Annotated in this window: 21 protein-coding genes; 10 read left to right on the forward strand and 11 right to left on the reverse strand. The window is 70.3% G+C overall.

Annotated elements, in window-relative coordinates:
* Window positions 1-40: 40 nt before the first annotated feature.
* Window positions 41-748, forward strand: a complete 708-nt coding sequence (locus KCH87_RS44980; protein ID WP_210593745.1) for a hypothetical protein — start codon at window positions 41-43, stop codon at window positions 746-748.
* Between the two features lie 11 nt (window positions 749-759).
* Here KCH87_RS44980 and KCH87_RS44985 read toward each other — a convergent pair whose 3' ends face one another.
* Complete coding sequence (locus KCH87_RS44985; protein ID WP_210593746.1) at window positions 760-954, reverse strand: hypothetical protein; 195 nt, start codon at window positions 952-954, stop codon at window positions 760-762.
* 196 nt (window positions 955-1,150) lie between these two features.
* Between KCH87_RS44985 and KCH87_RS44990 the strand changes: the two genes are divergently transcribed.
* The 4 genes from KCH87_RS44990 (at window position 1,151) to KCH87_RS45005 (ending at window position 5,693) form a co-directional block, all read left to right on the forward strand.
* Window positions 1,151-1,660, forward strand: coding sequence for a MarR family winged helix-turn-helix transcriptional regulator (locus KCH87_RS44990; protein ID WP_210593747.1), 510 nt, complete (start codon window positions 1,151-1,153; stop codon window positions 1,658-1,660).
* A gap of 13 nt (window positions 1,661-1,673) precedes the next feature.
* On the forward strand, window positions 1,674-4,178 hold the full coding sequence (locus tag KCH87_RS44995) for an MFS transporter (protein WP_210593748.1): 2,505 nt from the start codon (window positions 1,674-1,676) through the stop codon (window positions 4,176-4,178).
* A 94-nt stretch (window positions 4,179-4,272) separates the two neighbouring features.
* Window positions 4,273-5,094 (forward strand): YceI family protein, encoded by an 822-nt coding sequence (locus KCH87_RS45000; protein WP_210593749.1) that lies wholly within the window; start codon window positions 4,273-4,275, stop codon window positions 5,092-5,094.
* 119 nt (window positions 5,095-5,213) lie between these two features.
* Window positions 5,214-5,693, forward strand: a complete 480-nt coding sequence (locus KCH87_RS45005; RefSeq protein ID WP_210593750.1) for a PPOX class F420-dependent oxidoreductase — start codon at window positions 5,214-5,216, stop codon at window positions 5,691-5,693.
* Here the strand turns inward: KCH87_RS45005 and KCH87_RS45010 are convergent.
* From KCH87_RS45010 to KCH87_RS45045, 8 genes are all read right to left on the reverse strand, one after another.
* Window positions 5,690-6,484 carry a TetR/AcrR family transcriptional regulator gene (locus tag KCH87_RS45010; RefSeq protein ID WP_210593751.1) on the reverse strand — a complete coding sequence of 265 codons (795 nt, stop codon included), beginning with the start codon at window positions 6,482-6,484 and terminating at the stop codon, window positions 5,690-5,692. The genes KCH87_RS45005 and KCH87_RS45010 overlap by 4 nt on opposite strands.
* Window positions 6,485-6,603: 119 nt before the next feature.
* The gene (locus KCH87_RS45015; RefSeq protein WP_210593752.1) at window positions 6,604-8,118 is read right to left on the reverse strand and encodes an MFS transporter; all 1,515 of its coding nucleotides are present in this window, start codon (window positions 8,116-8,118) and stop codon (window positions 6,604-6,606) included.
* Window positions 8,119-8,213: 95 nt separating this feature from the next.
* Window positions 8,214-10,415, reverse strand: a complete 2,202-nt coding sequence (locus tag KCH87_RS45020; protein ID WP_210593753.1) for a glycosyltransferase family 39 protein — start codon at window positions 10,413-10,415, stop codon at window positions 8,214-8,216.
* Window positions 10,412-11,872 (reverse strand): bifunctional glycosyltransferase family 2/GtrA family protein, encoded by a 1,461-nt coding sequence (locus KCH87_RS45025; protein WP_210593754.1) that lies wholly within the window; start codon window positions 11,870-11,872, stop codon window positions 10,412-10,414. The genes KCH87_RS45020 and KCH87_RS45025 overlap by 4 nt, the downstream gene beginning before the upstream one ends.
* Window positions 11,873-11,886: 14 nt before the next feature.
* Window positions 11,887-13,521: a HAMP domain-containing sensor histidine kinase gene (locus tag KCH87_RS45030; RefSeq protein WP_210593755.1), complete on the reverse strand. Its 1,635-nt coding sequence runs from the start codon at window positions 13,519-13,521 to the stop codon at window positions 11,887-11,889.
* Entirely contained in the window at window positions 13,518-14,258 is a 741-nt protein-coding gene (locus KCH87_RS45035) for a response regulator transcription factor (protein ID WP_199820922.1), read from the reverse strand. The genes KCH87_RS45030 and KCH87_RS45035 overlap by 4 nt, the downstream gene beginning before the upstream one ends.
* A 242-nt stretch (window positions 14,259-14,500) precedes the next feature.
* Window positions 14,501-15,376, reverse strand: coding sequence for a DUF2797 domain-containing protein (locus tag KCH87_RS45040; protein ID WP_210593756.1), 876 nt, complete (start codon window positions 15,374-15,376; stop codon window positions 14,501-14,503).
* 107 nt (window positions 15,377-15,483) lie between these two features.
* On the reverse strand, window positions 15,484-15,861 hold the full coding sequence (locus KCH87_RS45045) for an HGxxPAAW family protein (protein WP_210593757.1): 378 nt from the start codon (window positions 15,859-15,861) through the stop codon (window positions 15,484-15,486).
* Window positions 15,862-15,975: 114 nt separating this feature from the next.
* Between KCH87_RS45045 and KCH87_RS45050 the strand changes: the two genes are divergently transcribed.
* The 4 genes from KCH87_RS45050 to KCH87_RS45065 all read left to right on the forward strand — a co-directional run bounded on the left by KCH87_RS45050 (window position 15,976) and on the right by KCH87_RS45065 (window position 19,720).
* A complete protein-coding gene (locus KCH87_RS45050) occupies window positions 15,976-16,482 on the forward strand; it encodes a MarR family transcriptional regulator (protein WP_210593758.1) in 507 nt (168 codons plus the stop codon).
* Window positions 16,483-16,661: 179 nt separating this feature from the next.
* Window positions 16,662-17,219: a GtrA family protein gene (locus KCH87_RS45055; RefSeq protein WP_247197778.1), complete on the forward strand. Its 558-nt coding sequence runs from the start codon at window positions 16,662-16,664 to the stop codon at window positions 17,217-17,219.
* 76 nt (window positions 17,220-17,295) lie between these two features.
* A complete protein-coding gene (gene sigJ, locus KCH87_RS45060) occupies window positions 17,296-18,243 on the forward strand; it encodes an RNA polymerase sigma factor SigJ (protein WP_210593759.1) in 948 nt (315 codons plus the stop codon).
* A 130-nt stretch (window positions 18,244-18,373) separates the two neighbouring features.
* Entirely contained in the window at window positions 18,374-19,720 is a 1,347-nt protein-coding gene (locus KCH87_RS45065; RefSeq protein WP_210593760.1) for an NAD(P)/FAD-dependent oxidoreductase, read from the forward strand.
* Window positions 19,721-19,722: 2 nt separating this feature from the next.
* Here the strand turns inward: KCH87_RS45065 and KCH87_RS45070 are convergent, their stop codons facing one another.
* The gene (locus KCH87_RS45070) at window positions 19,723-20,637 is read right to left on the reverse strand and encodes an XRE family transcriptional regulator (RefSeq protein WP_210593761.1); all 915 of its coding nucleotides are present in this window, start codon (window positions 20,635-20,637) and stop codon (window positions 19,723-19,725) included.
* Window positions 20,634-21,431, reverse strand: a complete 798-nt coding sequence (locus KCH87_RS45075) for a peptidoglycan-binding protein (RefSeq protein WP_210593762.1) — start codon at window positions 21,429-21,431, stop codon at window positions 20,634-20,636. The genes KCH87_RS45070 and KCH87_RS45075 overlap by 4 nt, the downstream gene beginning before the upstream one ends.
* Before the next feature lie 333 nt (window positions 21,432-21,764).
* On the opposite strand from KCH87_RS45075, the gene KCH87_RS45080 reads away from it, so the two are divergent.
* The gene (locus KCH87_RS45080) at window positions 21,765-22,208 is read left to right on the forward strand and encodes a peptidoglycan-binding protein (protein ID WP_210593763.1); all 444 of its coding nucleotides are present in this window, start codon (window positions 21,765-21,767) and stop codon (window positions 22,206-22,208) included.
* Window positions 22,209-22,256: the final 48 nt, after the last annotated feature.

A 22,256-nucleotide genomic window follows, 5' to 3' on the forward strand; every position in this document is an offset into this window, starting at 1 on the left:
GAGGCTTCCTATTTGACGGAGTGTCAGCCACCATGGCGCGATGCTTCGATCGACGAGGGCGACATGGACACATGGCCGCCGGTGCGCCGCGATCGGCGCGTCGGCGGCCGTCGTCTGTCTGGGCGGGGTCCTGGCCGCATGCGGGGCCGGGGGCGGCGACGGGTACGTGGCGACCGGTTCGGCGCCTCAGGCCTCCGGTACGGCGGTGCAGCCGACCGGGGAGGTGAGCCTGGTGCCGCTCGACGTCGGGTCATCGGCACCACCCTCGATGCCGGCCGACTCGCAGGACGCAGACGGAGGTTCGAGCACCCCCTCGTCCCGGGAAAGGCCTACGCCGGACAGCCCGACCCCGTCCACCGAGACCGAGAACCGGGGCGCCACGTCCCCCCGTACCCCTTCGACCTCACCACCGTCATCCAGCGGCGGCACTCGTACGACCGCCCCCGCCGCGCTCGCCTGGTCCGAGCCGGAGCGGGAGGCCGCGGACGAGCGCTGGTGCGAGAAGGTGACGGTCGGCTTCCACAACTCCGGCGGAACCGCGGTGCGTTCGGGCACGGTGACCTTCGGGACGCACATCATCGGGGCACTCGGGATCGACTGGGGGACCGTCGAGTCGGCCGAGGAGCTTCCGGCGCCGGTCAGAGCCGGGGCGCGGAAGGAGAAGAGCTGGACGGTGTGCGTCGACGCGTGGCGGGTGCCGCTGGGCATGCACATCGAGACGCGGGACGTGTCCGTCCAGTGGAAGTAGTCGTGTCCTGATTACTTGAGCGCGAGCCACGCGACGGCGGCCACGACGACCACCGCGACGACGACGCCGATGATCAGGCCGAGACGGGGGCCCGAGGAGGCCGCCGCCTGCTGCCGGCCCTGCGGGGCCTCGTCGACGAACGCGCGGAACATCTGGGTGTTGCCTGCGGGGTCCTGGTTGCCCTGGGGGCCCTGGGTGTTAGCCATGTCCCGAGACACTAGCGAATCGAGGGTGACCGCCCAAGTGGGGGCCGCGCTCCCCGCACGGAACCTTTTCCACCTGCACATTTACAGCCGCAACCCTTGCCTTTGCCAAGTTTTTATGCCGGACCTACGCCATTTTATTTGCCTGCAACAACCATCATCTCTATGGTTGCCCTAAGCAACGAATACGGGAGGTGTGATGGCCGAGCAGGCGCAGTACGAGGAGCTGGTGCGCCAGTTCAGTGCCTTCGGGGCCGTGAAGCGGGAGATGGGGCGGATTCTGCCGTCCGAGTGTCCCGGCGGTTCCGCCGCCGTACTGACACTGCTCGGACGCCACGGCGACATGCGCATGAGCAGGCTCGCGGAGCTGCTCGCCGTGGACATGTCGGTGACCAGCCGCCATGTCGCGCACGTAGCCGAGCGCGGCTGGATCGAGCGCTCCCCGGACCCGGCGGACAAGCGCTCCCGCATCCTGCGCCTCACCCCGGCCGGCCAGGCACAGCTCGACGAGCTGTCCCGGCGGACCACCGAGCTGCTCGCCGACCGTCTGCACGACTGGTCCGACGACGAGGTCGGCCAGCTCGTCCGGCTGATGGCCCGGCTCAGGGACAGCTTCGGCGACTGCCGGCCCGTCCACCGGCCGCCGGCCCCGCCCGTGCTCGAAGAGACCACGCTCGAAGAGACCACCCGTACACCCGCAAGCACATAAGAAAAGGAAGCCCATGGCAACGACCACACCAGCCGGTGTGCGGGCTCACGCCAAGCACGGGGGAGGCTCCCAAGGCTCCGCCGACGGCGTCCAGATGACACACCGGCAGATCATGGAGGCGCTCTCCGGGCTGCTGCTCGGCATGTTCGTGGCGATCCTGTCGTCCACGATCGTGTCGAACGCCCTCCCGGAGATCATCGGCGACCTCGGCGGCGGCCAGTCCGCCTACACCTGGGTCGTCACCTCCACGCTGCTGGCCATGACGGCGGCCACTCCCCTGTGGGGCAAGCTCGCCGACCTCTACAACAAGAAGGCGCTCGTCCAGCTGGCGCTCGTCATCTACGTGTTGGGATCGGCCGCCGCCGGGCTGTCGCAGAACCCCGCCATGCTGATCGCCTGCCGGGTCGTGCAGGGCATAGGCGTGGGCGGTCTGTCCGCCCTTGCCCAGATCGTGATGGCCGCGATGATCTCCCCGCGTGAGCGCGGGCGGTACTCCGGCTACCTCGGGGCCACGTTCGCGGTCGCGACCGTCGGCGGCCCGCTGCTCGGCGGCGTCATCACCGACACCTCCTTCCTGGGCTGGCGCTGGTGCTTCTACGTCGGCGTGCCCTTCGCCGTGATCGCGCTGATCGTGCTCCAGAAGACCCTGAAGCTGCCCGTCGTGAAGCGGGACGTCAAGGTCGACTGGGCCGGCGCGTTCTTCATCTCCGCCGCGGTCTCGCTGCTGCTGGTCTGGGTCACCTTCGCCGGTGACAAGTACGAGTGGCTGTCCTGGCAGTCGTACGCGATGGTGGGCGGTTCCGTCCTCCTCGCGCTGATCTTCGTCTTCGTCGAGACCAAGGCCAGCGAGCCGATCATCCCGCTGCGGCTGTTCCGCAACCGGACGATCACGCTGTCGTCGCTCGCCTCGATGTTCGTCGGTGTCGCGATGTTCTCCGGCACGGTGTTCTTCGCCCAGTACTTCCAGCTGGCCCGCGACGAGTCCCCCACCATGTCGGGTGTCCTGACGATCCCGATGATCGGCGGCCTGTTCGTCTCCTCCACCGTCTCCGGGCAGCTCATCACCAAGACCGGCCGCTGGAAGGCCTGGCTGGTCGGCGGCGGTGTGCTGATCACCGCGGGCCTGGGCCTGCTGAGCACCATCCGCTACGACACGGACTACTGGAAGACCGCCGTCTTCATGGCGCTGCTGGGTCTCGGCATCGGCATGATGATGCAGAACCTGGTGCTCTCCACGCAGAACCAGGTCGACCCAAAGGACCTCGGCGCGGCCAGCTCCACGGTCACCTTCTTCCGGTCCCTCGGCGGTGCGATGGGCGTCTCGGCGCTCGGCGCCGTCCTGGCCAACCGGATCACCGACTACAGCCAGGACGGCCTCGCCGACCTCGGCCCCAAGTACGCCTCCGCGGCGGGTTCGGCCTCCACCGACTCCATCCCGGACATGGACGCGCTGCCCGCGCCGCTGCGCACGGTCCTGGAGAGCGCGTACGGCCACGGCATCGCGGACGTCTTCCTGATCGCCGCCGCCATGGCCCTGCTCGCCTTCCTCATCACCCTGTTCATCAAGGAGGTCCCGCTGAAGACCAAGGGCGCGATGGCGCAGTCGGCCGACACGGAGGAGACCCCGGCCGCGGCGGCGGCACCGGTTGGAGAGAAGGCCCCGAGCTGGGCCGTCGCCGCGGACACCGAGGCCGGTCCCGAGGGCACCCAGAAGCTCGCGGCCGTCGCCACGGTGGCTCCTCCCCAGGAGGGTTCCGGCGGCATCCCGGTCCGCGGCCACGTCCGCGGCACCGAGAGCGCGCCCGTCCCGCAGGCCGCCGTCACGCTGATCTCCCTCGCCGGGCGCCAGCTGGGCCGCTCGGTCGCGCAGGGCGACGGCTCCTACGCGGTGGACGCGCCGGGCACGGGTTCGTACGTCCTGATCGCCTCCGCCGACGGGTTCCAGCCGCAGGCGTCCACGATCGTGGTGAACGGCGAGCCGCTGTCGTACGACATCCTGCTCAGCGGCACCAGCGGACTGAACGGTGTGGTGCGGGCCGCCGGGACCACGCTGCCCGTCAAGGACGCCATGGTGATCGTCACCGATGTGCGCGGGGATCTGCTGGCCACCCAGGCCACCGGTGAGCAGGGCGAGTTCGCCTTCGCCGAGCTGGTGCCGGGTGCCGTGACCGTCGCGGTGAACGCCGCCGGATACCGGCCGCGCGCCCTGCCCGTCGAGGTGGGCGGCACCGGGGTCACCCGGATCGAGGTCGACCTCGACTCGGGCGCCCAGGTCCAGGGTGTCGTACGGGCGCCGCACGGTCCGCTGGCCGACGCCCGGGTGACGCTGGTCGACGCGGCCGGCAACGTGGTCGGCACGGCCACGACCGGCGCGGACGGGGCGTACGCCTTCACCGACCTCGACGGCGGCGAGTACACCGTCATCGCGACGGGCTACCCGCCGGTGGCGACCGCGCTGACCGTCACCGGGCGCGGAGCCGACGCCCACGACATCGAACTCGCCCACCCGGGCGAGTAGGTGAACCCCGGCCCGTGACGGGCGCACGCTCTGAGCGGAGGTGCGCGTTCGTCACGGGCCGGTTGTCTGCACAACCAGTTTGGGAGATCACGGGATGGGACTGACCGCGAAGATCCGTACGCGGGACGGATGGGCCGTGTCGCACGCGGTCGTCACGGTGACCGACATGACCGGTGCGCAGGTGGTGCGCGCGGAGGCGGACAGTGAGGGCGTCGTCCGGGACACGACGGCGCTGGCGCCGGGTGCGTACACCGTCATCGTCACGGCCGTCGGCTACGCCCCCACCGCTTCGAGCGCCATCGTCACGGCGAGCGGCCGGGCCGAGGTCGGCACGGTGACGCTGGCGAGGCAGGGCGGCACCGAGCTGCCGCCGCCCGGCCCGTGGACCATCGACCCGGCGCACTCCTCCATCGGCGCCGTCGCCCAGCACCTGGGGATCTCCAGCGTGCACGGCCGGTTCACCCAGTTCGCGGGCACGATCGAGCTCGCGCCCGACGACGTCACCAAGTCCCGGGTGGAGGCGGTGATCCGGGCCGCCTCCATCGACACGGGGAACGCCATGCGGGACGGGCATCTGAAGTCCGCGGACTTCCTGGACGTGGAGACGTACCCCGAGATCACCTACCGTTCGACGGGCCTGTCCATCGCCGGTTCCGACCGCTGGACGGTCCACGGCGAGCTGCGCCTGCACGGTGTCGTACGCCCCGTCGACCTCGACCTCGCCTACCTCGGCACCGGCGCGGACCCCTGGGGCGGCACCCGCGCGGCCTTCCGGGCCACAACACGGCTACAGCGCGAGGACTTCGCCATGTACTACAACGAGGTACTCCAGGCGGGCATCGCAGCGGTCGGCACAACGCTGAAGGTGGAACTGGACATCCAGGCAGTACAGGGCGAGTTCCTCCCCCAGGCGTAAGCACCCCGAAGGGGCACGGTTCGGCAGCGCCCCAAAGGGGCGCGGGGAACTGCGCGACCAGCCACGACGGACCCGCAGCCGAAGCACCTGCCGACCAGCGGAGCGCCTACGCTGGCGTCATGGCACCGAACATCGCGACCAACACCGCCGTATCTCTGGCAGACCTCCTCGAGTTCGTACGACCCCGCCACCGCGCCATCCTGCTGACCCGCCGGGCCGACGGCAGCCCCCAGGCCTCCCCGCTGGCCTGCGGCGTCGACGACTCGGGCAGGATCGTCGTCTCCACCTACCCCGAGCGAGCCAAGACCCGCAACGCCAAGCGGGACACGCGGGTCAGCCTGCTCGTGCTGAGCGACGACTGGAACGGGCCCTGGGTCCAGGTCGACGGCACCGCCGAGGTGATCGACTCCCCCGAATCCGTCGAGCCGCTCGTCGAGTACTACCGCAACATCGCCGGTGAGCACCCGGACTGGGACGAGTACCGGCAGGCCATGGTCAAGCAGGGCAAGTCGATCATCCGGGTCACACCGGAGCGGTGGGGGCCGGTTGCCACCGGCGGTTTTCCGGCGCGATTGGCTTCGCCGGACCCTGACGCCTAATTGCTCGGGACATCCGGTGGTTGTGTGTGCCCCGCGTTCTTCACCATCGCCTCGATCCCCGCGATCAGCAGCTCCAGCGCGAAGTCGAAGTCCCGCTCCCGCATCTCCTCGACGGTGTCACCGCCACGGGCCGCCATGATGTCCTCGGACTCCTGGATCACCTCGGCGGCCTCCGGGGCCTGTGTGACCGCGCTCATCGCGTGCCGGAAGTAGTCGTCCTGGGTCATGCCGGCATCCGCGCAGCGGGCGATGAAGTGGCCCTCGATCGTGCCGTAGCCGTACACGAACTGGAAGACGGCCGAGATGGCCCCGGTCAGTCCCTGCGTCGGCAGCCCGGTCCGGCGGATGACACGCTGGACGACGCGGGAGAAGGACAGCGAGTTGGGGCCGATGTTCAGGAATGTCCCGGCGAGCGGCGACAGCCAAGGGTGACGCACCAGCAGTCCCCGGTACTCCCGGGCCAGCGTCCGCAGCTGGTCGCGCCAGTCCTCGCCCTCGGCCTCCGGGTCGGGCAGCCGCAGCTCACCGAAGGCGGCGTCCAGGGCGAGTTCGAGGAGGTCGTCCTTGGTGTCGACGTACCAGTACACGGACATCGCCGTGACATTCAGCTCCCCGGCCAGCCGCCGCATGGAGAACTTGCCCAGCCCTTCGGCATCCAGCAGCCGAACAGTGACAGCAGTGATCCGCTCCCGGTCGAGCCCCGACGGCTGCCCGCCGCCCCGCCCGCCACGGCGCGCTTTCCCTTCCAGCCAGACACTGGTCCGCGCCGCACGCTGGGCTGCCCTGACCATGGCGCACCTTCCTAGACGTTCCTTAGTGCCGGTGATGCTAGGCGCCCCTTCAGGGGCGCGGGGAACTGCGCGATCAACCACAACGAACCCGCAGCCGCAAGACGCCAGAACCTCCCGAGCTAGTGGGCGACCACCACCTCCGAGTCTGCCCGCTCCGCCCTGCGCAACAACGCCGCCGCGACCACCCCACCCAGCAACACAGCCAAGGCCCCGACCAACTGACTGGTCTCCAGCCCAGAAGAAAACGCATCCGTAATACGTTCCCTCTCCTCCCCGGACCCCGCCGAAGCCAACGCCGCAGGCAAAGACGCCGCCGCCACCGGAATCAACGCAGCGAACCGCGAGTTGAGCACGGCCCCGAGCACAGCCACCCCCAGCCCGTTCCCGAACTCCGCGAGCGTGCCGTTGATCCCCGCACCGACTCCCGCCTTCTCCCGAGGAATCGCACTCATGATGGCGTGCGCCATCGCGGGGTTGGCCACAGCACACCCCGCCCCGATCAGCAGCAACCCCAGCAACGTCCCGGCATAACCGCCGGAGGCCAGCGTGGCGATGGACACCAGCCCCGCCGACATCAGCACCATGCCCAGCAGGACGGACACCGGCGTCCCCAGCTTCGTCGTCCACTTCGCCGACAGCCCGGAGAAGTTCAGCGCCACCACGGACAGCGCGAGCGGCGCCGTACGAAGGCCGGCCTCCAACGCGTCGTAACCCAGCACGAACTGGAGATGCTGCGTCAGCAGGAACAGCGCCCCGCCCATACCGAAGGTGATCAGCACCGCCCCCGCGACCGCACCGGTGAAGCGCTGGTCCCGGAAGAAGTGCATGTCGAGCATCGGATACGGAATCCGGCTCTCCCAGTACGCGAACACCCCCAGCACGACCACCGCGAGCGCGCCCGTGCCGAGCACCCGCCCCGACGTCCATCCGTGCTCGGGCCCGGAGATGATGGCGAACACCAGCGAGGACATGCCGATCGTGGACAGCAGCGCGCCCAGCAGGTCGGGGCGGTCTCCCCGGCCCGGGGGTCCGGGGGGTGTCCCCCGGGAAAATACAGCCTTGGACTCGGGGACCAGAGCGATCACGGCCACCAGGCCCAGCGCCGCGACCGGCAGGTTGATCAGGAAGATCGCGCCCCACCAGAAGTGGTTCAGCATGAACCCGCCCAGCAGCGGCCCCACGGCGAAGCCGAGCGCGTTGACGGCGCTCCAGATGCCGATCGCCTTGGGGTGCTCCTCCGGCGCGAAGATCTGCATGGCCACGGCGAGCGTCGTGGTCAGCAGCAGCGCACCGCCCACGCCCATTCCGGCCCGCGCCGCGATCAACTGCCCGGTGGAATCGGCGAGTCCGGCCGCCAGCGAGCCGATGCCGAACAGAACCAGACCCGCGATCAGCATCTTCTTGCGGCCGTAGCGGTCGGCCACGCTGCCCGCGGTCAGCAGCAGGCCCGACTGCACCAGCGAGTACGCGTTGATCATCCACTGGATGTCGGAGGTGGCGGCGTCCAGCTCCTCGGTGAGCGAGGGGATCGCCACGTTCAGCACGGTGTTGTCGAGCAGCACGGTGAGCTGGGCGAGGCAGATGACGCCGAGGATCAGCCAACGCTGGGGATGGCCCTGGGGGGACGTGGTCATGCTGTACACCGTAGAACAGTTCCTATACGGCGTACAACAGCGATACGACAGAGGGCGGTGGCCGGCGCCACCGCCCTCTCCCGATCGGCGAACCGTCAGCTACTGCTGGTGCTCGCCTTCTGCGTCAGGTCGTAGAACGTCGCCGAACCGACCGTCACCTTCTTGAAGTTGGCCTCGATCCACTCGGTGATCTGCGAGGACGTGCCGCTGTCGCTGCTGCCGCCCATGCCACCACCGCCGCCGCCGGAGCCGCTGGAGATGAAGTAGTGAATCTTGCCGTCGGCCACGTACTCCTTGAACTGGGCCAGCGTCGGGGACGGGTCGGTGCCGTTGAAGCCGCCGATCGCCATCACCGGGTCGCCGGTGGAGAGCTGGTAGCTCGCCGCGTTCTGGGCGCCGATGGCGGCGGCGGCCCAGGTGTAGTCCCCGGCGTTGGTCTCCAGCAGCTTCTTGGCCTCGTCGGAGACTGTGGCGCCGTTGAGCAGGCCGGCCGCGCCGCCACCGCCCATACCGCCGCCCTCGCCCATCCGCCCGCCGGCCATGCCGCCCTGCTGGTTCTGGCCCTGGGTGTTGCCGTTCTGCCCCGGCATACCGCCGCCCGGGAAGCCGCCGGTGCCACCGGTCGGGGGCTGGCCCATGCCGCCGCCCTGCTGACCCTGGCCCTGCGTGTTGCCATTGCCGTTCTGCTGGTTCTGGCCACCGCCCGGGAAGCCGCCACCGCCGCCACCGGGACCGCCGCCCCGGCCGCCCATCATGCTCGCCCCGGCCGGACCGGCCGTGACGATGGAGCCGGTGTGGCCCTCCTGAAGCGTGCTGATGGTGTACGCCGTCGGACCGGCGACGGCCGCGACAAAGCTCAGCCCGGCTGCCGCGAGGGCCAGTTGACGGCCCAGCTTGGCGACGAAGATCAGTCCGAGGGCGCCGGCCAGGCCGCCGACCAGGACCAGCCACTTCAGCCAGGGGAGGTAGTCCGGGGTGCGGTTGAGCAGGACGTAACCCCAGGCGGCACTCGCCACGACCGCGGCCGCGAGGGCGAGCGACGCCCACATCTCACTGCGCTTCTCCCACAGGGTCGCCGCGCCCATGCCGATCACGGCTGCCATGTAGGGGGCGAGGGCCACCGTGTAGTACTGGTGGAAGATGCCCGCCATGTAGCTGAAGACGACCATGGTGATCAGCAGTGAGCCGCCCCAGACCAGGAACGAACCACGGGTCACAGACGTCCGCTTGAGCTTGCGCGTGGCCACCAGGCCGGCGATCAGCAGGATCAGGGCCGCCGGGAGCAGCCAGGAGATCTGGCTGCCGATCTCGGAGTTGAACATACGGTCCCAGCCGGTCTCGCCCCACTGGCTACCGCCGCCACCGCCACCACCGCCGCCTCCGACGCTGCCGGTCTCCTCGCCGTTCAGCCGGCCGAGCCCGTTGTAGCCGAAGGTCAGCTCAAGGAAGGAGTTGTTCTGCGAACCGCCGATGTACGGGCGGGAGGACGCCGGCCACAGCTCGACGATCGCGACCCACCAGCCGCCGGAGACGACGATCGCGACCGTCGCCAGTGCCAGCTGCACGAACCGCTTCTTCACCTTCACCGGCGCGCAGACCGCGTACACGATCGCGAGCGGCGGCAGGATCAGGAAGGCCTGGAGCGTCTTGGCCAGGAACGCGAATCCGATCGCGACTCCGGCCCACATCAGCCACTTGGTGCGGCCGTCCTCCAGCGCTCGCGCGACGAAGTAGCAGGCGACCGCCATCAGCAGCGCCAGCATCGCGTCCGGGTTGTTGAACCGGAACATCAGCGCCGCGACGGGGGTGAGCGCGAGCACGGCGCCCGCGATCAGACCGGCCGCGGGGCTGAACCGGCGGCGTACGGACGCGTAGACGACGGCGACCGTGCCGACGCCCATGAGGACCTCGGGGGCCAGGATCGCCCATGAGTTGAGGCCGAAGATGCGGACCGACAGCTCCATCGGCCACAGCGAGGCCGGGGGCTTGTCGACGGTGATGGCGTTGGCCGAGTCCAGCGAGCCGAAGAAGAAGGCCTTCCAGCTCTCACTGCCGGCCTGGACGGCCGCGGAGTAGAAGGAGTTGGCCCAGCCGGAGGCGCTCAGGTTGTAGAGGTAGAGCACGGTGGTGACGAGCAGCAGACCGAGGAAGGCCGGGCGCGCCCAGCGGGGGTCCTCGGGGCGGCCACGCCACAGTCTCCGTACGAACGGCTGCCTCGGCTCACCCGCCGCGGGCGCCGGCGTCGGCGGAGCCATGGGCTCCGAGACGGCCGTATCGGCTGAGTAGTACGCGGTCATCGTCGGTCCCTCGGATCGGTGTCGGCGGGACGCACAGGCTGTAGCTGAATCGTCGCGTCCCGCCAGGAACGGTCCGCGGCTTCACCGGCGCGGAACTGGGCAGTGTCGTACGGGGAGTTCTGGGGAGTCACCTGGTGCTGCGTGGGCAGCGGGGCCGTCCGGTAGGTGGGCGAGGACGGGGTGTGCGAGGCGACCACGGTCGAGGGCTGGTCGTCGTCGCGCCGGTCCGGGAACACCCAGGCGCGGAAGAGCAGGAAGCGCAGCACCGTCGCCGCGAGGTTGGCGGCGACGAGGACCGCCAGCTCGGTGGTGTGGCCGGGGTCGCTGGACGCCGCGTTCAGCGCGACGAGCGAACCGCTGGTGAGGATCAGGCCGATGCCGAAGACGACCAGGCCCTGCGCCTGGTGCTTGACGGCACCGCCACGGCCGCGCACCCCGAAGGTCAGGCGCCGGTTGGCCGCCGTGTTGGCGATCGCGGAGACCAGCAGGGCGAGCGCGTTGGCGATCTGCGAGCCGCCGAACTGCCGGAAAACGGTGTAGAGGAGGAGGTAGAAGAGAGTCGACAGACCGCCTACGACGCAGAAGCCGACGAGCTGGCGGGCCAGCCCCTTGGGTACGTCCTGGATGTCGCGGTCGCGCGGGTCGTCGCCGAACGGCCGGGCGAGCCGGTCCAGCGGCAGCGAACCGCTGGCCAGGGCCTTGCCCACCCGCCACACGCCCTTGAGGTCGTCGGTGGCCGTCTTCACGATGTGGACGGTGGAGTCGGGGTCGTCGACCCAGTCGACGGGCACTTCGTGGATACGCAGGCCCGCGCGCTCGGCGAGCACCAGCATCTCGGTGTCGAAGAACCAGCCGGTGTCCTCGACGAGGGGCAGCAGCACCTGGGCCACATCCCGGCGGATCGCCTTGAACCCGCACTGGGCGTCGGAGAAGCGGGCCTGGAGCGAGCCGCGCAGGATGAGGTTGTACGTGCGGCTGATGAACTCACGCTTGGCGCCGCGTACGACACGGGAACTCCGGCTGAGCCGGGAGCCGATCGCCAGGTCCGAGTGACCCGAGATCAGCGGCGCCACCAGCGGCAGCAGCGCGTTGAGATCGGTGGACAGGTCGACGTCCATGTACGCGAGGATCGGCGCGTCCGAGGCGGACCACACGGTCCTCAGGGCCCGGCCGCGGCCCTTCTGCTCCAGCCGGAAGGACCGCACCTCCGGAATCTCGGCCTCCAGCCGGGACGCCACGTGCGGTGTGGCGTCGATCGACGCGTTGTCGGCGATCGTGATGCGGAAGGCGTACGGGAAGGTCCGCTTGAGGTGCTGATGGAGTCTCAGCACACACGGCTGGAGGTCCTTCTCCTCGTTGTAGACGGGGATCACTACGTCCAGGACAGGCGTACCGGCGTCTCCGGCCGGGAGGTGCTCCCGCGCCGGCAGGGAGCCGGGAGAAGAGTCGGTTCGCATGGAACCGACTCTCCTCAAGCGCGCTGTTGCATCCGTGTGGTGGCACTGTGCTGTGCCTGTGAGTGCGATTGCCAGTTTGTTTCTGGCGCCGGGCGGGGTGTCTGCGGAGCGAGGGCAGGCAAGTGCACGGTGAAGACTGTGCGTCCGGAAACGCTGTCGACGGTTACGGCACCGCCGTGCGCGGTCGCCACGGCCTGCACGATCGCAAGCCCCAGTCCGGTCGAACCGGAGGCACGGGAGCGCGACGAATCGCCGCGCGCAAACCGTTCGAAGACATGGGGCAGCAGATCGGGCGGGATGCCCTGGCCGTTGTCCTCGACGTCCACGCACATCCAGGGCCCGCGCCGCTGCACCCTTGCGGTGACGGTCGTACCCGGTGGGGTGTGCTTGCGCGCGTTGCCGAGCAGGTTGATGAGCACCTGCTGGAGCCGGGCAGCGTCGCCGGAGACGAGGGCGGGCTCGTCGGGCAGGTCGAGGCGCCAGTTGTGGTCCATGCCGGCCGCGCGGGCGTCGCTGATGGTGTCGACGACCAGCGGGATGAGGTCGGTCTGCTCGAACTGGAGCGGCCGTCCGGCGTCCAGGCGCGCGAGCAGCAGCAGGTCTTCGACGAGCAGGGTCATACGGCCGGCCTCGGACTCGATGCGTCCGAGGGCGTGCCGGGTGTCCGGCCCGACCTCTTCCCTGCCGCGTCTGGTCAGCTCGGCGTACCCCCGGATGGAGGCGAGCGGCGTTCTGAGCTCATGGCTGGCGTCCGCCACGAACTGCCGTACCCGCATCTCGCTCTGCTGGCGTGAGTGCAGGGCGCCGTGGACGTGGTTCAGCATCCGGTTCAGCGCGGCGCCGACCCGGCCGACCTCGGTGTGCGGATCGGTCTCCGACTCGGGGACACGTTCGCTGAGGTTGACCTCGCCGGTGTGCAGGGGGAGTTCGGAGACCCGGGTGGCGGTGGCGGCGACCCTGCGGAGGGGGCGGGTGGCCACGCCGACGAGGACCGAGCTCGCGATACCGGCGGCGACGAGGCCGGCGCCGGTGACGCTCACCTCAACGAGGATGAGGGTGTTGACGGTGCTGGTGACGGTCTCGGTCGGCAGGGCTACGTAGTAGCCGGACGAGCCGCTGCCGACATTGACGTACTGCACACGGTAGTCACCGAGATCAGGAAGGCTCACGGTGTGCGGCTTGCCGTCCTGGGAGACCCCGTTGAGCACGGTCTCCTGGTCGTCGCTCAGCGCGACGTCGTCCATGTCCTTGAGTTGGTCGCCGTCGTTGCTCGAAACCTGCTCGGCGATGACCGCTCGGGTGACCGCGCCATTGCTGCCGACCTGGGCGGCGACGGTGTTCACCTGCGTCGGCCCCTTGGTGACGAACTCCGCGAGCCGGTCCGTCACCGAGGCGCGGATGGCCCCCTGCTCGGACTCGCCCGGCTCCTCACCGGGCTTCCTGGGCCCCGAGATGCGCTTGCTGGCCTCGTCGACCTGCCCGTCCAGCTCCTGGTACAGGTGCGAACGCAGCGCGAGCGTCGTCACGGTTCCGATCACCGCGCACACCACCGCGATCAGCACCACCGACGCGACGACGAGCCGGGTCCGCAGGGTGCGCGGCTGTCCTGCTCGTCGCTTCTGCGGACGCGGCCGTCGTCGTCCGCTCATGAGGCGGCGGGCTTGATCAGGTAACCGGCACCGCGCCGGGTGTGGATCATCGGCTCGCGTCCGGCGTCTATCTTCCGCCGAAGGTACGAGATGTACAGCTCGACGACGTTGGCCTGGCCGCCGAAGTCGTAGGACCAGACGCGGTCAAGGATCTGCGCCTTGCTGAGCACACGCCGGGGATTGCGCATGAGGAACCGGAGCAGTTCGAACTCGGTGGCGGTGAGGTGGATGCCCTCCCCGGCCCGGCTGACCTCGTGGCTGTCCTCATCGAGGGTGAGGTCACCGACGACGAGCACGGAGTCGGAGCGGCGGTCGGCGGCACCGGAGCGCCGGATGAGGCCGCGCAGCCGGGCGACGACCTCCTCAAGGCTGAAGGGCTTGGTGACGTAGTCGTCACCGCCGGCGGTGAGACCGGCGATACGGTCCTCGACGGCGTCCTTGGCGGTGAGGAAGAGGACGGGAACGTCGGGCAGATCCCGCCGCAGCCGCCCGAGCACGGCGAGCCCGTCCATGTCGGGCAGCATCATGTCGAGAACGACGGCGTCCGGCCGGAACTCCCGCGCGGTCTGGACGGCACCCTGGCCGTCCCCCGCGCTGCGGATCTGCCAGCCTTCATAGCGAAGGGCCATGGACAACAGCTCGGTGATCGACAGCTCGTCGTCCACCACAAGCACTCGGACGGGGCTCCCGTCCGGCCTCAGCAGTTCGGTGCGCCCCTGGGGCGAGGTCGTGGTCATAGCAGACACCTTGACGAGGCCCTCTGAGAGCACGCTTTCTGGAACCTGTGATTTTCCTGAGAAACTCACAGGTACCTCTCAGGGGGTGCCTTGGAAGCTCCACGAGACACCGGCGACCCACGGGAACACCGGCGACTACTGAGCGTCACCCCGCCGGAGGCGCCGCCCGCCCCACTGAGCATGCCCCGGACAGACACCCGCCCGCCCACTGACCGACACCCGGCGGGAACACCCGCCGCCCCTCAGAACAGCCCGTCCTGGACACTCACCTCCACCCTCTTGAACTCCCGCACGGGCACCGTGAGTTCCCCGCTCGCCACCGGAAGCAGCTGCCACCCGGTCATCACCCGCGTATCCAACACGACGACCCGGTCGCCGTTCTCCAGATGCAGATCGGGCCCGGCGGCCGCGACCAACCGCCCGCTGACCACGCCGCCCGCGACGAGTTCGCTCACCACGCCGACGGCCGGGGCAAGCCCCGGAAGCCCGAACACCTCGGTGTGATCGACGGGCCGATACGGCTCGCGGGCCAGCGACTCCGGCCACCCGCCCAGCGCCACGGCCCGCGCATGCAGCTCACCGAGTTCAGCCGCCCGCTCCACCGCCGTCGCCGGCAGGCCGGACCGCACGGCCCGCTTGTCGCCGTACGGAATCCGATCAGGCACCCGGAGTGCGGCGCGCAGCAGTTCCTCGGTGCGCCGCGCGGCCATGAGCGGCCCGAGCCCCAGCCAGCTGAAGCAGACGGCCCCCTGCTCCAGCAGCCGAGCGGACCCCCGCTCTTCGGCGGTGATGCCGACCTTCACCATCCCTGGCCCGAACCACGCCAGATACACGTGATACGGCCGCGGGTCGTCGGCCATCGTGTCGGCGGCCACGGAGTGCGCCCGGTCCAGCCGCGCACACTCCTCGCACCGCGCCCCCGTACTCCGCCCCGACACGCCCGCCCGCACCGGACACGGATGCCCCCGCGCTCCCACACACTGCCGCACACCCCCGTCCGCGACCTCGAAGGCCACCCGTTTCCCCCAGGTCAGCGCGGAGCGCCGACCACCGTCCCACACCAGCTCAGGGCCGTCGGCCGACCACCGCAGCCCCGAGCATCTCCATGCCTGTGCCATCGCTCTTCGAGAGTAGAGGCCACCACTGACAATGCCGGTCCGGCGAGTTCGGCCCGCTCGACCGACGGAATCGCGAGGGGCGCCGGTCCGCCGGAATCACCCCCTGCTCAGCCCACGGAATCGGCAGCCGCGGCAGGCTCCGGCTCCCCGACCACCGGAACGTGCGTGGGCACCTCGGCCGTACGCGGTCCCCGCCCCGCCAGCCGGCACCCCACGCACCCGGGGTGCCCTTGACGCGCCGCGAGATCCCGCTCCCGCATCCCCCACTGCTCCCGGGGTCTCCGCCCGGGCGGCTTGCCCCACCCGGCGAGATGCAGCGCCCAGGTCACGAGGACGCTCACGACCCCGATCGCGAGCCCGACGGCCAAGAACGCGGCCGACACCGTACACACCCCCACCCCAAGCACGACGGACCCGACGGATGCGATGCCGAATCCGGTCCACCCCGCGACCGTATGGCCCTCGTCATACTGATGTGCGCTCACGTACCTGCCTCCCTCTTGGGCAGCGGACGTCCGCTGTGGGCGAGGCCAGAATCCCTCACCACGTAAGAAGTTACTATCTAAATCTCTCACGAACTAAGGGAACAGGGAACCGCAATGCCTGCCAAGCCGCGCCCGGCCGCCACCCCGGCCCAGGCCCTGTCAGCGATGGACTCCCTGATCGCCACCCACCTGCTGGGCCAGCAGGAGATGGCCCAGCGGCTGGACCTGAACGTCACCGATCTCCTCTGCTTCGCCTGTGTCCTCAAGGCGGGCGACAACCTGCTCACCGCCGGTGACCTGGCAGAACACGCCCACGTCACGACCGGAGCAGCCACCGGCATCATCAACCGGCTGGAGCGCGCCGGCTTCATCACCCGCCGCCCCGACCCCACCGACCGCCGCCGCGTCCGCCTGGCCGCGGTCCCCTCGGCCGTGACCCGCGTCGAGGCCCTCTACGGCCCCTACTACGCCCGCCTGAACAACCTCTTCGCCGACTACTCCGCCGCCGAAGTCGCCGTACTGACCGACTGGTTCACGCGCACGACCGGTCTGGCGCTGGAGTACATCGAGGAGTTGCGCGAACTCCACGGGCCGGAGCCGCGGCAGCGCCCGCGGGCATGACCTGACGCGCACTTCGTACGACAGGCCCGACCTCGTTGGTAGGGCTGGCTACACCCTCGATACGGGAGGCTGTCTCCTCGTATCGAGGAGCCGGTGACGGGATCGTTGACGCAGCTGATCACAACCGACCATCAGCTGATCGCCGAAGGTCAACGGTCCTCGCCCGGAAGGAACTTCCCATGAAGTCGCTGCTCTCGCCGAAGCAGGAGCCGGCGTACGAGGCGCACCGGGCCGAGCCGCCGTCGACCGGTTCGGACACTGAGGCTCCCGGCCCGCTCGCATCCTTCGTCCGTTTCGTGGTGTGCGGGGGCGGCATCGGCGTCCTCTCCAGCGCGGCCGTACCGCTGGTGGCGACGGTCATGCCCTGGGCGCTGGCGAACGCGCTGATCACGGTCGCCTCGACCCTCCTCTGCACCGAGCTGCACTCCCTGTTCACCTTCGGCACCGGACGCCGCGCCGGCCTGCGCCGCCACCTTCAGTCGGCGGGCTCGGCGACGGCCGCGTACGCGGTGACGTCCGCCGCGATACTCGTCCTCCACACGATCCAGCCGTCGCCGACGCTGCTCTGGGAACAGACCGTCTATCTGACAGCCGCCGGTCTCGCCGGAATCGGCCGCTTCCTGGTGCTGCGCCTGTTCGTCTTCAACGCCGCCCGGGGGAACGCGGGGCAGGCTCAGCAACTGGTCCCGGCGACGAGCCGGCGTATCGCTCCGCGTCCGTACTGCACGGCAGCCTGACCCTGGCCGGCCCTGCCCGTCCCGCAGAGCTGCGACGCAGCGGCCGTCGAGCGCCGCGAAAGCTAGGATCCGGGGCATGTCGCCGACCGTGAACGACGTGGACCGGTTCGAGGCCTCCAGGCCCCGCTTGGAGGCCATCGCCTACCGCCTGCTCGGCTCCGCGAGCGAGGCGGAGGACGCCGTGCAGGAGACGTTTCTGCGCTGGCAGGCCGCCGACATCGGCCACATCGAGGTCCCCGAGGCCTGGCTGACGAAGGCCCTCACCAACCTGTGCCTCAACCAGCTCACCTCGGCCCGCGCCCGGCGCGAGACCTATGTGGGCCAATGGCTCCCCGAGCCGCTGCTCACCGGAGACCCGATGCTCGGCCCGGCCGACACCGCCGAGCAGCGCGAATCGGTCTCGTTCGCGGTCCTCACCCTGCTGGAGCGTCTCTCCCCCAACGAGCGGGCGGTGTACGTGCTGCGGGAGGCCTTCGACTACCCGCACCGGGAGATCGCCGAGATCCTCGACCTCACCGAGGCCGCCAGCCAGCAGATCTTCCACCGCGCCAAGAAGCACGTCGCGGACGGCAAGGCCCGCAAGGAGATCGACGAGGCCGCCGCCCGGCGGGTCATCGAGGAGTTCCTCGCGGCCGCCACCAGCGGTCGGACCGAACTTCTCGTGCGGCTGCTCACCGATGACGCCGTCGCGATCGGCGACGGCGGCGGGAAGGTCCCGGCCCGCGCCAAGGCGTGCGAAGGCGCCCTTGCGGTGGCGAAGTTCATGCGGGGCCTGTTCAAACCGAGCAAGGCCAAGCGCGCCATCGTCGGCGGCTCACCCGAGGTCTACGCCACGACCGCCAACGGTGACCCCGCCGTCGTGGCGGTCATCGAGGGCCGGGTCATCGGCGTCATGTGCCTGGCGGTCACCGCCGAGGGCATCGCCGGGTTCCGCAACCAGGTCAACCCCGACAAGCTCGACCGCGCGAACCGGCGGTGGGAGGCGGCGGCGGACCACGGAGAACCCCTGTTCAAGGCCTTCTGACGTCGGCTCCACCCTGATGTGAGGTGCTTCACATCCTGCTCCTGTCAGGAAACGACGGGCTGCCCGGTTCAAGTGGCGAACCCGCGGAAGAGCAGACAAGGCGGAAGAGCAGACAAGAGGGAGCAAGGACATGCAGCACCGCATCATCGTCCTCGGAGCCGGATACTCCGGAGCCGTCGCCGCCGGGCGCCTCGCCAAGCGGCTGCACCGCGAGGACGTCGCCATCACCCTCGTCAACGCCGAGCCCGACTTCGTCGAGCGCGTCCGGATGCACCAGGTGGCGGTCGGGCAGGACCTCAGGCCCCGGCCCTTCAGCGAGATGTTCGCGGACACCGGCGTCGAACTGAAACTCGCGAGGGTGACCACTGTCGACGTCGACCGCAGGTCCGTGACCGTGATCGGCGCGCGCGCCGCCGGGGGAGGGGAGGCCGGGCGACGGAAGGCCGAGGGGCTGGAGGCCGGGGGCCTGGAGGCCGGGGGCCTGGAGGCCGGGGAGCTGGAGGCCGGGGACCTGGAGGCCGGGGACCTGGAGGCCGGGGACCTGGAGGCCCAGGAGTTGGTAGCCGAGGAGCTGGAATACGACACCCTCGTGTACGCCCTCGGCAGCGGCTGGAACAGCCAAGGTGTCCCCGGCACCGCCGAGTTCGCCGACCAGATCGCCAGTCGCCCCGGCGCGCTCCGGCTGCGCGAGCGCCTGGCCCGGCTGGACGCCGGACGGCACGTGGTCGTGATCGGCGGCGGCCTCACCGGCCTAGAGGCCGCGACCGAGATCGCCGAGGCCCGCCCGGACCTCGACGTCGCCCTCGCCGCCCGCGGCGGCCTCGGCGACTGGCTCGCGCCCAAGGGCCGCGACCACCTGCGCAGCGTCTTCGCCAGGCTCGGCATCACGGCGCACGAACACGCCGCCGTCACGGAGGTCGAGTCCGACCGCGTCGCCACCGCCGACGGCAGGTCCATCCCGGCCGCAGTCACCGTGTGGACCACCGGCTTCGCGGTCCACCCGATCGCGCAGGCCACCACCCTGGAGACCACCGCCACCGGTCAGATCGTGGTCGACAGGACCATGCGCTCGGTCTCGCACCCGGACGTGTACGCCGTAGGCGACGCGGCCATGGCGATGGGCCCCGGCGACAAGCCGCTGCGTATGTCGTGCGCCACGGGCACCCCCATGGCATGGCAGGCCGCCGACGCCATCGCGGCCCGCCTCACCGGCGGAAAGATCCCGAACACACCGCTCCGCTACTTCAACCAGTGCATCTCACTGGGCCGCAAGGAAGGTCTGATCCAGTACGTCACCGCCGACGACCGCGCCGTCAAGGCGGCCCTGACAGGACGGCTCGCCGCCCTCTACAAGGAACTGGTCTGCAAGGGCGCGGCCTGGGGCGTTGCCAACCCGTCCCTCGGGGTACCGACCCGACGCCGCCGCGTCGTGCGGGAGCAGTCCCAGGCGGGCTCGGCCGTCAAGGCGGCGGCCTGACGCTACTGGGGTGAGGGCGGCCGGGTCGTGGTGGCCGCCCCGCCCACGCGGGCCTCGACGCACTCCCGTTCGCCGTCGGCCGAGGCGGGCCGGAAGCAGGCCCGTACGGTGCTGCCGGGGTGGGCGGCGGTCATCTCGGTGTAGACGTAGGTTTCCGTGTCGGCACTGTCCTCGATGCTTACGTCGTGGGTCGGGCCGCCTGCCGTGACCTCCACCCGGTCGCCGATCCGGGCCCCCCACACCCGAGCCCAACTCGCGCCGCACTTCTCGCTGTGGCGCAGCTCCACGTGGGCTCCGGTCGCGGTGCGGTACGTGGTGAGGTTGTCGGGAGCGAAGCCGCAGACCAAGCGCATCGGGTCGCGGCCCTCACAGGAGGCTCCGTGGCATTGGGGGGCGAGAGAGTACGGGGCGGAGGCCGACAGCGATTCGTCCTCCGGGGCATTCCGGTCCGGCAGCAGGAAGAGCACCAGTGCCACACCACCGACGATCACGGTGTACGCCGACACCAGCGCCACCATGAGTCGCCCCCTGCGGCGGCGCGGCCGCCTGGTCTCAGGGGGCTGGGGCGGTTCCTGCGGCTGCGGCTGCGGCTGCTGCCCTGGTCGTGGTCGCGGCCCGTCGGTGGCAGGGACGGGGACCGCCGCGGCGGCAGGGGCGAGGACCGCCGCGCGTCCGCTCCAGTCCGACTCGGCGATCTCCCACAGGGCCAGCGCCCGGAGCGCTCGCCCCTCCGGTTCGTTCGCGACCCGGCACAGTTCCTGGACGGCTTGACGCGGGGGCAGGCTCTTGCCGTTGAGATAGCGCTCCCACGAGGACTTGCTGTACGCCGTACGCTCCGACAGCGCCGCCAGGCTCAGCCCCGTACGGGCCCTCAACTCCCGCAGTACCGCGACCAGCCGGGTGTGCTGCGCGGTCACTTGGGCGCCGCCTCACGTAGGGCCTTCCAGGTGTGCGGTCCGATGACACCGTCCACGACCAGCCCGTCCCGTGTCTGAATACGTTCGACCGCGCGTTGCGTCTTCGGGCCGAAGACGCCGTCGATCTCCCCGGGCGAGATGCCCGCCCGGCGCAACAGGCACTGCGCCTCGGCCACTTCAGGCCCCATGTAGGTGTACGCCAGGATGGCGTCCGTGGTGCGGCTCAGGCCCGCGTACCAGCGGCCGTCGCCCTGCTCCAGCCGGCAGGTGTAGATGACCGGTACCGAGGACTCCGTCACGATGGCCGGGGTCGCCGCGACCGTACCGGCGCGGACGTCCGCGAGCTCGGCGCGGGCATCGGCGAGCCGCACGGCCAGCACAAGCGCCACGGAGACGGACAGCACCAGGGCCACCGCTCCCGCCGTGACCAAGGGCCGCAGGTAACGCCCGTCCGGCTGCTGCTCCGTGGGCGTGTGTGCCGGCGTCGCCGGGCCGCTCTGCGGGGCACCGTTGCTGACCGCACGTCCCTCCGCCCAGCGTTCGGCGGCGATCTCGTGCAGCACCAGCAGCCGGGGCAAATCGTCACCGCCGATGCGGGCCATCGTCTCGACGGCCTCCCTGGGCGGCAGTGCCCTGCCGTTCAGATACCGCTGCCACGACCTCGCGCTGTACCCGGTCTTTGTGGCCAGTTGACGCGTGCTCAGTCCGCAGCGGTCCTTCAGTTTGCGCAGTCGCACGATCAACTGGTGGATATCTGGGTGCAGTTCAGCGGGCAACTCTTTCCAACGCGACATGTCTCCCCCGACTCGCGTTCGGGACCGCTGGTCCGGCCCCCGTGTCCCGGCCTCATTCTGCATCAGCCGTCACGGCGCTCCCGGAACGGCGACCCCGCCCTGGTGCAAATTCGGCCACCCCCGCTCGCGGTCGTCCCGCCACACCGACTCAGCCGGCGACGTCCCAGCAGGTCAGCGAGTGATCCGTCCCGGGATGACGTCACTTCCTCGTCAACTGTGGCCAGCCATCACACCGACCCCACAGTCTCGTTGCGGAGCCGGCCGGTGCGGTCGGCTCCGTACATCGCACGTCAATCGCACATCGCACATTGCACGTCAACGGAGGGGAACAACATGCGAGCTCTCACGAAGGCACTCGTCAGTGCCACCGCCGCAGTCGGCATCGCCGCCGGCGGCCTGACAACCGCGGGCACGGCCATGGCGGCTCCCGCGCCGGCCCATCAGCAGGCGGCGAGCACCGAGGCCGTCACACCGCTCGCGGTGGTCAACCTGGGGCTGACCCGGGCGCAGGCCAGGAACGTTCAGCGCTGGCTGACGACGCACTGGAACTACAACGGTCCGATCGACGGGTACCTCGGCACCGACAGTTGGAAGGCGTTCCAGCGCTGCTTGGCCGAGTACTGGGGCTACAACGACGCCATCGACGGAATCGTCGGTCCCAACACGATCACGGCACTGCAGCGCCTGCTGCGGAACTACGACTACAACGGCGCGCTCGACGGCATCGCCGGCGACGGGACCAAGGCCGCGTTCAAGCGTTTCGCCAACGCAATCTGACGGACCCACCGTCCCACTAACCCACCGCGGCCCGTCCTCTCGTACGAC

It is taken from the genome of Streptomyces sp. GESEQ-35 (assembly GCF_017948485.1).
GTDB lineage: Bacteria > Actinomycetota > Actinomycetes > Streptomycetales > Streptomycetaceae > Streptomyces.